The organism is Agromyces tardus (genome assembly GCF_003710805.1).
Lineage (GTDB): Bacteria > Actinomycetota > Actinomycetes > Actinomycetales > Microbacteriaceae > Agromyces > Agromyces tardus.
Map to the genome: position 1 here is coordinate 41727 of NZ_RHHB01000001.1, position 14143 is coordinate 55869.

The following is a 14143-nucleotide window of genomic DNA, read 5'->3' on the forward strand; positions in this document are numbered from 1 at the left end:
CGGGTCATCGCGCAGGAGTGAGGTTTCTGCGCCAGAGTGCCATCGGCAATCGACCTCGGCCGCAGAAACCTCCCTCCGGCGGGGCATCCGTGCACGAAGGGGCGGCACCGGAAACCGGTGCCGCCCCTCGGGTCGCGCGCGAGCGCTACTTCGACACGGTCACGGTGAGCGGCTTGCTCACGGTGGCGCCGGCCGCGTTGCGGAACTCGACCGTGTACTCGTAGGAGCCCTTCGGCTTGCCCGTGACCTTCAGCGCGGCCGACTGGGCGTTCGGCGTCGCCGCCGCGAGCGCGCCCTGCGCCACGACCACGCCGTTCTCGAAGAACCGGTACGAAGTGGCGTTCGTGCCCCACCACAGGTTCGCCGTCACGGTGTACTTGCCGTCGCGGTCCTGGTTGTCGTGGCTCAGCACGGGCTTGCCCGGGTTGGCGTCGGTCACCTGCACGGTGAGCGACCCGGTGGGCGTGCTGCCCTTCGAATTCGTGAGCACGCCCGTGTAGACGTAGGTGCCGTTCGGGCGGCCCGTCAGGGCGATCGACGTCGTCTGCGCGGCGGGCGACGCGCCCGTGAGCCACTTCGAGCCCACCTCCACGCCGTTCTCGTAGAGGGTGAACCGGCTGCCGTTCTCGCCCCACCACAGGTTCATGGTGATGCGGTAGTCGCCGTCGAGCAGGCCCGTGTCCCAGCCGTTGTCGCTCGAGAGCTGCCCGGTGCCGGGTGCCCGCGTCGCGCCGTCGGCGGGCGCGATGTCGACCGTGAACCGGTCGGTCGCGCTCACGTTGCCCGCGACATCCACCGCCTGCACCTCCACCTCGTGCACGCCCACCTCGTCGAGTTCGAGCGTGTCGCCCGTCGTCTGCCAGGTGCCGCCGTCGAGGCGGTACTCGAGGCGATCGATGCCGGATGCCGCATCCGCCGCCTCGAGCGTCGCCGTCACGGGGGTGCCGACCCAGCCGTAGCCCGCATCGGGGTCGAGCGTGTGCCCGATGGTCGGCGCCGTGGCGTCGATGCGCACGTCGACCGCACCGGCGCTCTCCGCGACGGGAGCGCCCGCCACGACCGCGCGGTACTCGACGCGGTGCAGCCCGTCATCGGAGAGCGTGATCGGCTCGCCGTACGCCGTCCAGGCGCCGCCGTCGACGCGCGCCTCGATCGTGGCCGCGGGGCCCTCCTCGAGCGCGAGGCCGATCGTGACCGGGCCGGTGTACCAGCCGTTCGCGCCGCTCGGCGCGGCCGGGTCGACGGTCGCCGTGATCTGCGGCACCGCCACGACGATCCGCAGCTGCACCGCTGCCTGCTCGTCGGAGAGCCGCTCCTGCTCGGTCTGGTTGAAGACCGGGGCGCCGTCGACGTCCCAGGCGACGAGCGCGGCACGCGTGTGCCGGCGCGGGTCGTAGAGTCCGCCGTCGGCGGCCTCGCCCGTGTTCGACGTGTCGCCGACCGTGCGCGAGTGGTAGACGATCACGGGGTTGCCGTACTCGTCGATCGTGAACGAGTTGTGTCCGGGGCCGAACTGGCCGGGCACGTCGTCGGTCGTGAGCAGCGGGTAGCCCGACTTCGTCCACGACGCGGGGTCCATGAGGTTCGCGCCGACGTCGGCGGTGAGCAGGCCGATGCAGTACTTGTCGTCGACCGTACCGGCCGAGAACGCCACGTAGAGCCTGCCGTCGTGCTCGATCACCGCAGGGCCCTCGTCGATCGAGTCGCCGGCGTTCTTCTCCCAGGCGAACTGGGGCGACGACAGCAGGATCGACTGCGAGGTGAGCTGCGCGGGGTTCGCCGGGTCGATCTCGGCCATGCGCAGCGTCGAGCCGCCCGAGGGCTTCTCGGCCCAGATCACGTAGTGCTTGCCGCCCGACTCGAAGTGGGTCATGTCGAGCGAGAAGTTCGTGAACGCGATCGGGTCGCCGGCGGCCGCCTTCACGCTGCCGAGGCTCGTCCAGTTGGCGGGGTCGAGCGCGGCCTCGCCCGAGAACGAGTCGCCCGTGAACTTCAGCATCGCCGGGCGGATGTCCCAGACACCGCCGGTGCGGGCGGCGGTGAACAGGATGTACCAGTCGTCGCCGATCTTCGTGAGCTCCGGCGCCCAGATGTAGCGGTTCAGCGCCGGGTCGCTCGCCTCGTCCCAGATCGTGACCTCGGGTGCGGTCGCGAGGGCGTCGATCGTCTGCGCGCGGCGCAGGATCACTCGGTCGTAGCCCTCGGGGTCGCTCGCCTTCGTCATCGGGTACGAGGCCGTGAAGTAGTACCAGCCGTCGTCGCCGATCGTGACGTCGGGGTCGGCTCGGCGCTCGATGAGCGGGTCGGCGAACTCACGACGCTGCACGGTCCCGTCGACGAGGTATTCGCCGGGCTTCGACGTGTCGACGGCGGCGAGGTCGGCGGCATCCCACTCGACCGGCATGGTCGCGGTGCTGCCGCTCGAGTACTCGACCGTCGCCGTCGCCGGCAACTCGAACGCGGTACCCGCGTCGAGCGCGAGGTCGTCGAAGGCGCGTACGCCCGTGCTCGCCACGCGTCCGAGCTTGCCCGTGACGCGCTCGTACTCGGCCGCGGTGACGCCGATGCTCGCGGTGTCGAGCGAGCCCGTCGGGAAGCTGCCCGACTCGGCCGGCGGCATCCCCTCGCCCTCGGTCGCCCGCTGCGGCGGAGTGAACGAGGCGAAGTCGCCGGTGGTCACCTGGTAGGTCAGGCCGTCGGCCGTGTTGACGTAGGTGAGGCGGTAGGCGCCGATGCCGTTGTCGTAGGCCACGGCGACGCGCGCCGCCGAGTGGCTCGTCGACGTGAACCGCACGAGCCGCTCGTTCGAGTACGCGACGAGGTCGGCCGAGTCGTACACGTAGATGCGCGAACCGGCTCCGTTCTCGGTCGCGACGAGTCCGAACGCGCCGTCGGGGTGGCGGAACAGCACCGGCGCCCCGAACTTGGCCGACCCGAGCGTGGGGTAGAGCACGCCGCGTCCGTTGTTGACGGCGCTGTAGGCGATGCCCTCCACGGATGCCGCGAGGTGCAGCACGTCGGTGCGCGTCGTGTCGCCCGTCCGGATGTAGCTGCCCACGCGCCCGCGCTCCTCGGCCAGCACCGTCACGTCGAACGTGCGCGTCGACGTGAGGCCGTCGCGCGTGAACGCTGCCGTGAGCGTCACGGACGTGGCCGCCGCCTGGCGGTGGATCGCCCCGTCGCCGTCGAGCACCTCGGGCATCGACGACGACCACGCGATGTCGACGTCGCCCACGCCGCTGCGCAGCACGATCGAGTCGGCCACGTGCGTGATGCCGAGCTCGAAGCGCAGCGCCACGAGGTCGAGGTCCTTCTGCGGGGTGTCGGCGAGCACGGTGAACGCGAATGCGCGCGTGGCGGTCTGGCCGCCGAGGGTGAGCGTGGCGGTGAGGGTGACGGATGCGTCATCCGCCGCCGGTCGCGTCACGGTGCCGTCCTCGGCGATGACCCCCGCGTCGCTCGACGACCACGCGATCGCGGAGCCGTGCGCACCGAGCGCCGGCAGGTCGAGGTCGGCGGCGATGACCGACGGGCCGAGGTCGAGCGCCGCGGCATCCGCATCCACCGCGCGCTGCACCGCAGCCGGGTCGTCGACGCCCGCGAAGTACTCGCCCGCGATCTCGGCGGCGGAGCGCGCCGTCGTGTAGACCTTCACGTCGCGGATTCCGCCCTTGTAGAAGGCGTCGGGGTACGACGACTTGCCGAGGTAGGCCACGAGGTTCGAGCCGAACTGGCTCACGGTGCGTGTCGTCGCGACGGTGCCGATGAGGTCCCCGTTGAGGTACGCGGTGATCGAGCCGGGCTGGATCACGGTCGTGTAGAGCCCCCAGTCGCTCGAGGTGAGCGGGCCGGCGATGCCCTGGGCCGAGTTGGTCGGCGAGATGCCGTACTCGGTACCCCACGGCGCGCTCGCGTTGAGGCCGTTCGTGACGACCGACTTGACCCGGCCCTGGGGGTTTCGGGGGTTCAGGAGCCAGTACTGCGACGGCGTGCTCTGCGTCGTGCCGAAGAACATCGCCGAGTAGTTGCCCGCGGCGGTGTCGTTCTTGAGCCACGTCGAGATCGTGAGCGTGTCCTTGCCGTCGAACAGGCCGGTCGGCAGCTGCACGTAGGCCGCGCCGCTCGTCGATCCACCGCCGGGCAGCGTGAGCACGTCACCCGACACCGTCGCGCCGGTGCCCCGGATGACGCCGTCGTTGCCGTACGGCGACGAGTCGGGCACCCGCGTGCCGTCGACCTGCGAGAAGTCGTAGTGCAGGCGCAGGTCGCCCGTTGCCGAGAGCACGCGTATGACGGCGGTCGCCTCGAGCCCGAGCCCGGCGACCACGCCGTGCACCTGCACCTCACCGGCCTGGTCGGCGTAGCCGGCGGGCGGCTCCTCCCACGTGACGGCGATCGAGCGGCTGCTGCCGTCGGCGAACGTCACGCCGACCTTCGAGGGCAGCGTCGCCTCGGTGCCGATGGGGGTGTTCAGCCGCAGCGTCTCGGTGCCCGTCGCGTCGGGCAGGTAGGCGCCGAGCACGCGGGCGTACTCCTCGGCCGTGACCGGCAGCACGGTGCCGTGGCGCGGTGCCGGCGAGGGCAGGGTGAAGTTCGCGGGCGCCTGCCACGCGGCATCCGCCCCGAGGCCCTGCGAGTGCAGCGGGATGTACTTGCGGCCGCCGTATTCGTCGACGAGCAGGTAGTAGCCCGCGCCGTTCACATCGCCGGGGTTCGCGGCGAACACGGTCGGTCCCTCGACGGCGGCGGTGCCGGCGTCACGGCCGATGCACGTGTCCTTCAGCGCCCACGTGCCGGTGGGCGAGGTCGTCGTGGTGACGGCGCGCAGGTCGGTCGAGGTCTCCTCGATGATGTCGACGCATCCGGTGGCGTTGCCCTCGTCCTTCGTGAAGCGGTGGTACGTGTCGCCCACCTTGATCACGGTCGAGTCGATGCGGCTCACGCCGGTGTCCTGCCACACCTTCGGCTCGCTGAACGTGCGGAAGTCGCGCGTGGTCGCGTAGAGCATGCGGTTGTAGGTGCTGCCCGTGTGGTTCGGGTCGCTCTCGGCGTAGAGCTTCGAGGCCCAGAACACCACGTAGGCGCCGATCGACTCGTCGTAGTACGCCTCGGGCGCCCACGTGTTGCCGGCGGTGTCGGGGGAGACCCTCACGTGCCGCTGGTCCGACCAGTGCACGAGGTCGGTGGACTCCCACACCTCGATGTACTTCGAGCCGCTGCGCTGCGAGGCGTCCCAGCTCGTGCCGCCGCCGATCGAGAGGTCGGTGGCGATGAGGTAGAAGGTGTCGCCCTCGGGCGAGCGGATGACGAACGGATCGCGCAGGCCCGTGGTGCCCTGCGTCGAGGTGAGCACGGGGTTCGAGTCGTTGAGCGTGATCCAGTCCTGGGCGTTGTCGCCGTTGCTCGCGCCGAAGTAGATCTTCTCGCCCGCGATCGAGTCGCCCGTGAAGTAGGTGAAGAGGTACGCCTCGGGATCGACCTGCGCGGGCAGCGCGGGCACCGTCGCCGGGTAGGTCTTCTGGGCGGATGCCGCGCCCTTCGTGAAGGTCGCGGTGAGCTCCACGGATGCCGCGGCCTCGCCGTGTGCCGGCCGGTGCACGATGCCCGTGCCGTCGATGACGGCCGCGTCGGACGACGCCCAGGCGACGGTGACGCCGCCTGCGCCGGTCGTGGGGAGCGTGAGGTTGCCGCGCACGTCGTCGAGCCCGTTCACCACGAGCTTCTCGACCGCGGTGTCGACGGCCGCCTGGTCGGGGCTCGCGGCGCCCTTCACGGTCACGGGGATGACGCGGGTCTGGCTGATGGCGTCGATCGCGACGGTGGCCGTGAGGTTCACGACGGTGTCCTGCGTGGGCCGGGTCACGACGCCCGTGTCGGCGATGATCGCGGTGTCCGACGAGCTCCACGTGATGCCCGCGCGGGCGGGGCCGCGGGCGGGGAGGCTGAGGTCGGAGGTGACGGCCGACACGTCGCCGAGCGCGGACTCGACCCACGTGGCATCCGACGCCACCAGTGCCGTGTGCGAGGTGGTCGAGAGCTCGAGCACCTCGGCGGCGGCGAGCGCCCGGTTGTAGATGCGGACGTCGCGTACGACGCCCATGAAGGAGTTGTCGGCCGCGTACGCCGAGCGGCCCAGGTAGTTGCGCGTGGTGACGCCGTTGCCGATCTGCGCCGGCGTGTAGGCGACGTTGGTCTTCTGCGCGACCTGCACGCCGTTCTCGAAGAGGGTGCCCACGGTGCCGGTCTGCGTGTAGGTGAGGTGCTTCCAGGCGGCCTTCGCGAGATTCGAGCCCTTGCTCGTGACCTGCTCGTTCGACCACGCCGCGTTGCTGATCGTGGCGCGGTACGGCGTCGTGGTGGTGAAGAGGTAGCCCGTGCCCGATTGCGGGCTGCCGACCGCGAGGTTGCCGAGGTTGTACACGAAGTGGTTGCCCGTGAGCGCCGGGTCGACCCAGACGTCGAGCGACACCGTGATGCTCGCAAGGCCCGCCGTGACGTTGTCGGGGAGCTTGATGGCGTTGCCGCTGCTCGCCGCGCCGCCGCCGAAGCGGAAGCCGTTGCCGTCGAGCCAGGTGGCCGCGCCCTCGACGGTGCCGTTGCGGCCGTTGCCGCTCGCGTCCTTCGCGACCGTGCCCGTGGTCTCGTCGAGCGGGTACCACGCGACGAGCCCGTCGGTGGTGGGCGCGGCCTGCGCGCTGCTCGTCACCGCGAGTGGGGCGATGAGGGCCACCAGGGCGATGGTGAGACCGGCGAGTCTGCGGAGAACCATGGGCAACACACTCCTTCGTGCGAACGCGACGCCCCGACGGCGACGTTGTGAATGTTAGCGCTCACAGTTCGACGGCGACAAGTGCTGATTTCGGCGGGTGTCGCGAATGTGATCCCTCACATCCATGGAAGCGCTCTCAGGGTTCCCCTGGCCCTGCCGACGGCACGCCGCTCCTGGCGCCGGCCTCGCTGTGCCTCGAGATGACGCGAATGGTCGGAATGGACCGCCCATTCCGACAGGTGGCGTCAGCTCGCGCCTGGGCGGGCGGCAGGGAGGGGCGACGCCGGCAGCGGGCGCCCGCCCCGCGGCATCCGCCTCAGATGCCGGCGCGCTCGTGCAGGAAGTCGGCGATCGTCGTCGCCATGATGTGCGGCTCCCACGAGTGGTTCGCCGCCGGGATCGTGCGGTGCTCGGCGTTCGGCAGCGTCGACTCGATCGACTTCGCGGCCGTGGTCATGAGGTCGAGGGTCTCGTCGCCGGTGAGCACGAGCGTCGGCGCGATGACATGCCCCCAGAGCTCGCGGCGCGGCGCGCTCTGCGACCACGCGAGCGACTCCGCGTCGGGCTCGAGGCTCGGGCCGATGCGCACCATGATCGGCCACGACGGGCTCGCCTTCGCACCCGCGAGCCACGCCGGCGGCATGTCCTTCATGTAGTACTCGACGACCGCGTCGGGGTCGTCGCCCGCGATGCGCTCGCGCAGCCCGGCGACGAACTCCGCGCCGTCGGCGCCCAGCTCGTCGCCGAGCGGCACCTCGAAGAGCACGAGCGCGGTCACGGGCAGTCCGGCGGCCGCGGCCGCGAGCGCGATCGAGCCGCCCGACGAGTTGCCGAACAGCGCGACCCCGTCGCCGAGCTCGCCCGTGCGCTCCAGCTCGGTGACGATCGCGCGCAGGTCGGCGATCGAGTCGTCGAGGGTCATCGATGGGGCGTCGTGGCTCTCGCCGCGCCCGCGCCGGTCGTAGTTGATCACGCTGTACCCGCGGTCGGCGAGCACGCTTGCGAGCTGGCGGGTCACGGGGTCGAACGCCCGGAACTGCATCGCCCCGCCGATGAGCACGACCACCGGCCCCGTGCCCTCGCGGTCGTAGGCGATGCTCGTGCCGTCGGACGAGATGGCGGTGTGGCTCTGGCTCATGCGGTGCTCCGTGCGGTTCGGGCGCAGGTGGCGCGGTGCGTGACGGGCGTGCGGATGCCGCGGTGCGGACGCCGTCAGGCTAGCCCCGCCGAGCGACATCCGGTAGCCCTTGCGGTGCGGCGTGCGGTGGCCCCGAGCCGCGACATCCGGTAGCCCTTGCGGGCGGCCGCGACGGGCGGATGCCGCGACGAGACGGATGCCGCGGGCATGCGCCCGAGCGGCCCCGGGAAGGGGGGTCGGGGCGGGTGCGGCGACGCGCCGCGGCATCCGCCGGAATGTCGGTGGCTGGTGGCACCATGAGACTCACAACACCATATGTAGGGGTCGGCGGGGCCGGTGGTCCCAGATGTCGGTGGGGGAGCGGAGCGCGACACGCCGCGACACGCCCGGCATCCATGCACAGGTCGAAATCGCCTCACGAGGGCGAGGTGTGGATAACCCGGCTCCGAACCGCGAAAATCCGCAGGTCACGGGGGTGGCGCCCTGTGAATGAACGGTGGAGAACGCGGTGGAAAACTACACGAATGTAACTACTGCATGTTGTGGCTGTTCAGTTCGCCAGACACTAGATGTAGTATTGAAGTCCAGCAAGAACACGGGGGCGAGCTCCTCCGGAGCTCGGAGAAAACGAGGGGAACCAGAATGACGGTCACGGTCTACACCAAGCCTTCCTGCGTGCAGTGCACGGCGACCTACCGTGCCCTCGACAGCAAGGGAATCGAGTACGAGGTGCTCGACCTTTCTGCCGATGAGCAGGCACTTGCCGCGGTGAAGGAGCTCGGGTACCTGCAGGCCCCGGTCGTCATCACCGACGAAGACCACTGGTCGGGCTTCCGGCCCGACAAGATCAACGAGCTCGCCTCACGACTCGCCTGATCCGACGGGCGAAGCCGGCGAGACGGGGGTCTCGGGCGGCATCGCCCCAGGGTCTCGAGACGGCCTCCGGCCTCCTCGACCGGCACAGATCGGGTGGCCTCCGGCTTCCTCGACCAGCGGGAAGAGAATGCCTCCGGCCTCCTCGACCCGCACCACGCCTCCACGACCCGCGCAGCGGGCCTCGATCCGCGAGCAGTACAGGAATTCGAGCAGCAGGCAGATCATGACGAACCTGGTCTATTTCTCGAGCGTGTCGGGCAACACCGAGCGCTTCATCGAGAAGCTCGGCCGCCCTGCGACCCGCATCCCGCTGCTCGCGAAGGAGCCCGAACTGCACGTCGACGAGCCCTACGTGCTCGTCGTGCCCACCTACGGTGGCGGCGACGGCAAGGGCGCCGTGCCGAAGCAGGTCATCCGGTTCCTCAACGACCCCCGCAACCGCGCGCTCATCCGCGGCGTCATCGCCGCGGGCAACACCAACTTCGGTTCGGCATACGGACTCGCCGGCGACATCATCGCCGCCAAGTGCCACGTGCCGCACCTCTACCGCTTCGAAGTATTCGGAACCCCCGACGACGTTCGCGCCGTCAACGATGGATTGGACGCATTTTGGCGAACTCAGCAGCAACTGACGGCGTAGCGCTCATCGACGCACCGCGCGGGAGCACGAGCGGCATGGACTACCACTCGCTCAACGCGATGCTCAACCTCTACGGTCCGAACGGCGAGATCCAGTTCGACAAGGACCGTGAGGCGGCGCGCGAGTACTTCCTGCAGCACGTCAACCAGAACACGGTCTTCTTCCACTCCCTGAAGGAGCGGCTCGACTACCTCGTCGAGAAGGAGTACTACGAGCAGGCCGTGCTCGACCAGTACTCGTTCGAGTTCATCCAGAAGCTCAACGACCTCGCCTACTCGAAGAAGTTCCGCTTCGAGACGTTCCTCGGCGCGTTCAAGTACTACACGAGCTACACGCTCAAGACCTTCGACGGAAAGCGGTACCTCGAGCGCTTCGAAGACCGCGTGGTGATGACCGCGCTCGGCCTCGCCCAGGGCGACGAGCAGCTCGCCATCGACCTGGTGGAAGAGATCATCGGCGGCCGCTTCCAGCCGGCCACGCCGACGTTCCTCAACACGGGCAAGGCGCAGCGCGGCGAGCTCGTCTCGTGCTTCCTGCTCCGCATCGAAGACAACATGGAGTCGATCGCGCGCGGCATCAACTCGGCGCTGCAGCTGTCGAAGCGCGGCGGCGGCGTCGCACTGCTGCTCAGCAACATCCGCGAGTCGGGTGCGCCCATCAAGCAGATCGAGAACCAGTCGAGCGGCATCATCCCCGTGATGAAGCTCCTCGAGGACTCGTTCTCGTACGCCAACCAGCTCGGCGCGCGCCAGGGCGCCGGCGCCGTGTACCTGTCGGCGCACCACCCCGACATCATGCGGTTCCTCGACACCAAGCGCGAGAACGCCGACGAGAAGATCCGCATCAAGACGCTGAGCCTCGGCGTGGTCGTGCCCGACATCACGTTCGAGCTCGCGAAGAACAACGAGGACATGTACCTCTTCTCGCCGTACGACGTCGAGCGCGTCTACGGCAAGCCGTTCGGCGACGTGCCGCTCACCGAGAACTACCGCGCCATGGTCGACGACCCGCGCATCAAGAAGACGAAGATCAACGCACGCGAGTTCTTCCAGACCCTCGCCGAGATCCAGTTCGAGAGCGGCTACCCCTACATCGTGTTCGAGGACACGGTGAACAAGGCGAACCCCATCAAGGGCCGCATCAACATGTCGAACCTGTGCTCCGAGATCCTGCAGGTCAACACGCCCACGACCTACAACGAAGACCTGTCGTACAACCAGATCGGCAAGGACATCAGCTGCAACCTCGGTTCGCTGAACATCGCCCTCACGATGGACTCGCCCGACTTCGGCAAGACCGTCGAGACCGCCATCCGCGGCCTCACCTCGGTGTCGAACCAGAGCCACATCGCATCGGTGCGCTCCATCGAAGACGGCAACGACAAGTCGCACGCCATCGGCCTCGGCCAGATGAACCTGCACGGCTACCTCGCCCGCGAGCGCATCTTCTACGGCAGCGACGAGGGCGTCGACTTCACGAACATCTACTTCTACACGGTGCTGTTCCACGCGCTGCGCGCTTCGAACAAGATCGCGATCGAGCGCGGCGAGGTGTTCGACGGATTCTGGGACTCGAAGTACGCGTCGGGTGAGTTCTTCGACAAGTACACGGATGCCCCGTGGGTGCCCGCGACGCCCAAGGTCGTCGAGCTCTTCGCAGACGCCGGCGTGCACATCCCCACGCAGCACGACTGGCAGGAGCTGAAGGCCTCCATCCAGGAGCACGGCATCTACAACCAGAACCTGCAGGCGGTGCCGCCCACCGGCTCGATCTCGTACATCAACAACTCGACGGCGTCGATCCACCCGATCGCGTCGAAGATCGAGATCCGCAAGGAAGGCAAGCTCGGGCGCGTCTACTACCCGGCGGCGTTCATGACGAACGACAACCTCGAGTACTACCAGGACGCCTACGAGATCGGCTACGAGAAGGTCATCGACACCTACGCTGCGGCCACGCAGCATGTCGACCAGGGCCTCTCGCTGACGCTCTTCTTCAAGGACACCGCCACGACCCGCGACATCAACAAGGCGCAGATCTACGCGTGGAAGAAGGGGATCAAGACGATCTACTACATCCGCCTCCGCCAGATGGCCCTCGAGGGCACGGAATTGGATATGTGCGTCTCGTGCACGCTCTAGCGCCGGTCGAGTAGGCGCGCAGCGCCGTATCGAGACCCGCCCGGTCTCGGCCCCCAGCCCCCAGCCCCCAGACATCCGCTTCGCGACATCCGCTCAGAAGGAACTGACATGACCCTCACCGATCCGGTCAACTCGGCCAAGAACGACCCCGCCCACCGCGGCAAGGTCAAGCTGGTCGACCACGTCAACGCGATCAACTGGAACAAGATCCAAGACGACAAGGACCTCGAGGTCTGGAACCGCCTGGTGAACAACTTCTGGCTGCCCGAGAAGGTGCCGCTGTCGAACGATATCCAGTCGTGGAACACGCTCACGCCCGACGAGCAGCAGCTCACGATGCGGGTGTTCACGGGCCTGACGCTGCTCGACACGATCCAGGGCACGGTGGGTGCGGTGTCGCTCATCCCCGACGCGATCACCCCGCACGAAGAGGCGGTGTACACGAACATCGCGTTCATGGAGTCGGTGCACGCGAAGAGCTACTCGTCGATCTTCTCGACGCTGTGCTCCACGAAGGACATCGACGATGCCTTCCGCTGGTCGGTCGAGAACGAGAACCTGCAGAAGAAGGCCTCCATCGTCATGGAGTACTACCAGGGCGACTCGCCGCTGAAGCGCAAGGTCGCCTCGACGCTGCTCGAGTCGTTCCTCTTCTACTCGGGCTTCTACCTGCCCATGTACTGGTCGAGCCGCGCGAAGCTCACCAACACGGCCGACCTGATCCGCCTCATCATCCGCGACGAGGCCGTGCACGGCTACTACATCGGCTACAAGTTCCAGAAGGGCCTCGAGCGGGTGGATGACGCGACCCGCGAGGAGATCAAGGACTACACGTTCTCGCTGCTCTACGAGCTCTACGACAACGAGGCGCAGTACACGCAGGACCTCTACGACGGCGTCGGCCTCACCGAAGACGTCAAGAAGTTCCTGCACTACAACGCCAACAAGGCCCTCATGAACCTCGGCTACGAGCCGATGTTCCCAAAGTCCGTCACCGACGTGAACCCCGCGATCCTCTCGGCCCTCTCGCCGAACGCCGACGAGAACCACGACTTCTTCTCGGGGTCGGGGAGCTCGTACGTCATCGGCAAGGCCGTCGTGACGGAGGACGAGGACTGGGACTTCTAGCCTGGCGTCGTCGTCAGAGGAAGGGTTCGGAGAGGCTGATAGCCATCTGCTCTTCCGACTTCCATGTGAAGCACGGTCGAGCCGGCAAGCCCTGAACGGGACGTGAGCACCGATGGCAGTTACGCCTAAGAAGGCCTACGAGGTGTTCGGAGTATCCAGGGACGTACTCCCAGACTCCTATGTGGACCGTGGAAGCCTGGATGAGCGTCTTGGCAGCCTGCTTCAACGGCAGAATCACATCGCCATTCGTGGTGCATCTAAGAGCGGTAAGTCGTGGTTAAGGCAGATGGTTGCGCCAGACGCGGTTGTGATCCAATGTCGCCTTGGAAAGACGGTGGAGGATCTCTATCGCGAAGCCTTGGGCATGCTCGGCATCACGTTGGAGGTGCGGCGTACCGCAGGGGATTCCTTCTCGGGCCATGTGGAATCGTCCGTCGGTTTCGGTCAAGCGTTGATCATGAAGGTCTCCGGCAAGCTCGGGTTGGGTTACACGCGTCATGCCCAGAGCGAGTCAGTACCGGTTCGTCAAGACGTCTCGGACATCAGCTTCATTGCCGAGCTCCTTGTCGAGAGCGGTCGTCGGCTCGTAATTGAGGACGTTCATTACCTCTCACATGCGGAGCGTCGCCGGCTTTCTTTCGATCTCAAAGCGCTCTGGGACCTTGGTCTATTCGTAATCATCATCGGCGTCTGGAAGGAGCAGTCGCTCATAGATCTCAACCCCGACCTGAGTGGTCGTGTTAAGGAGATGTCCGTTACGTGGTCCGACGAGGATCTCGAGAAGATCATTGCGAAGGGCACGAAAGCTCTCAACGTCGCCCTTGCTCCGTTAATCATCGATAGCTTGGTCCGCGCGTCTTACGGCAACGCTGGCCTACTCCAGGCTCTTACGCTTGAACTCCTCGACGAGGCCGGGATTGATGAGCGCCCGGAGCAGACTCGAGACCTTGTCGACCATAGACTGTTCGAGGCCGCAGCAATGCAGCACGCGGAGAACCTCAACGTCCTTTATCAGAACTTCGCGAAGCGAGTGTCGTCTGGCATTCGACGGCGCAAGAATTCAACAGGAATCTACGCCCACGCGATGGCCGTGATTCTCGAAGAGTCAGATGAGTCGCTAATGCGGGGCCTCCCGCTGAAGGAGATACACGCGAAGGCGCACGAGCGTGAACCGCGCATCCTGCTGCCGAACTTGCGAACCGCCCTCAGCAAGATCGAGGCTCTTCAGACTGACGATGAAGGACGGGGACTGGTTCTTTCGTATGACGAGGGACGGGAAGCGGTCTACGTTGTTGACCTTCAGCTGCTTCTCTACCGACGCTATTCGACAGTCGCATGGCCGTGGGACGACATCGTCGCCGAGACCGAGGGCTCTCAAAGCGCTTTCGAACTAGACGCAATGGAGTAGCGCTCGGCTTCAGTCCGCAACTAGGCGGATCGCACCGCAGTGA

At 67.4% G+C, this 14143-nt stretch carries 7 protein-coding genes; 5 read left to right on the forward strand and 2 right to left on the reverse strand.

What is annotated here, in order from left to right; all coding sequences use genetic code 11:
- Positions 1–145: 145 nt before the first annotated feature.
- On the reverse strand, positions 146–6769 hold the full coding sequence (locus EDM22_RS00180) for an immunoglobulin-like domain-containing protein (protein WP_122935019.1): 6624 nt from the start codon (positions 6767–6769) through the stop codon (positions 146–148).
- Between the two features lie 316 nt (positions 6770–7085).
- Entirely contained in the window at positions 7086–7907 is an 822-nt protein-coding gene (locus tag EDM22_RS00185; RefSeq protein WP_170963939.1) for an alpha/beta fold hydrolase, read from the reverse strand.
- A gap of 642 nt (positions 7908–8549) precedes the next feature.
- Between EDM22_RS00185 and nrdH the strand changes: the two genes are divergently transcribed.
- From nrdH to EDM22_RS00210, 5 genes are all read left to right on the forward strand, one after another.
- Positions 8550–8783: a glutaredoxin-like protein NrdH gene (gene nrdH / locus EDM22_RS00190; protein WP_122935021.1), complete on the forward strand. Its 234-nt coding sequence runs from the start codon at positions 8550–8552 to the stop codon at positions 8781–8783.
- Positions 8784–9006: 223 nt separating this feature from the next.
- On the forward strand, positions 9007–9423 hold the full coding sequence (gene nrdI / locus EDM22_RS00195) for a class Ib ribonucleoside-diphosphate reductase assembly flavoprotein NrdI (RefSeq protein ID WP_122935022.1): 417 nt from the start codon (positions 9007–9009) through the stop codon (positions 9421–9423).
- Positions 9424–9458: 35 nt separating this feature from the next.
- Positions 9459–11564 carry a class 1b ribonucleoside-diphosphate reductase subunit alpha gene (nrdE, locus tag EDM22_RS00200; protein ID WP_122935023.1) on the forward strand — a complete coding sequence of 702 codons (2106 nt, stop codon included), beginning with the start codon at positions 9459–9461 and terminating at the stop codon, positions 11562–11564.
- Positions 11565–11672: 108 nt separating this feature from the next.
- Positions 11673–12692: a class 1b ribonucleoside-diphosphate reductase subunit beta gene (nrdF, locus tag EDM22_RS00205; protein WP_122935024.1), complete on the forward strand. Its 1020-nt coding sequence runs from the start codon at positions 11673–11675 to the stop codon at positions 12690–12692.
- A 112-nt stretch (positions 12693–12804) separates the two neighbouring features.
- A complete protein-coding gene (locus EDM22_RS00210) occupies positions 12805–14100 on the forward strand; it encodes a hypothetical protein (protein ID WP_122935025.1) in 1296 nt (431 codons plus the stop codon).
- The last annotated feature ends 43 nt before the right edge of the window (positions 14101–14143 follow it).

Coding starts and splice junctions, on each gene's coding strand:
- nrdF (WP_122935024.1), top strand. CDS start 11,673: ATGACCCTCACCGATCCGGTCAACTCGGCCAAGAACGACCCCGCCCAC.
- nrdI (WP_122935022.1), top strand. CDS start 9,007: ATGACGAACCTGGTCTATTTCTCGAGCGTGTCGGGCAACACCGAGCGC.
- nrdE (WP_122935023.1), top strand. CDS start 9,459: ATGGACTACCACTCGCTCAACGCGATGCTCAACCTCTACGGTCCGAAC.
- EDM22_RS00210 (WP_122935025.1), top strand. CDS start 12,805: ATGGCAGTTACGCCTAAGAAGGCCTACGAGGTGTTCGGAGTATCCAGG.
- EDM22_RS00180 (WP_122935019.1), bottom strand. CDS start 6,769: ATGGTTCTCCGCAGACTCGCCGGTCTCACCATCGCCCTGGTGGCCCTC.
- EDM22_RS00185 (WP_170963939.1), bottom strand. CDS start 7,907: ATGAGCCAGAGCCACACCGCCATCTCGTCCGACGGCACGAGCATCGCC.
- nrdH (WP_122935021.1), top strand. CDS start 8,550: ATGACGGTCACGGTCTACACCAAGCCTTCCTGCGTGCAGTGCACGGCG.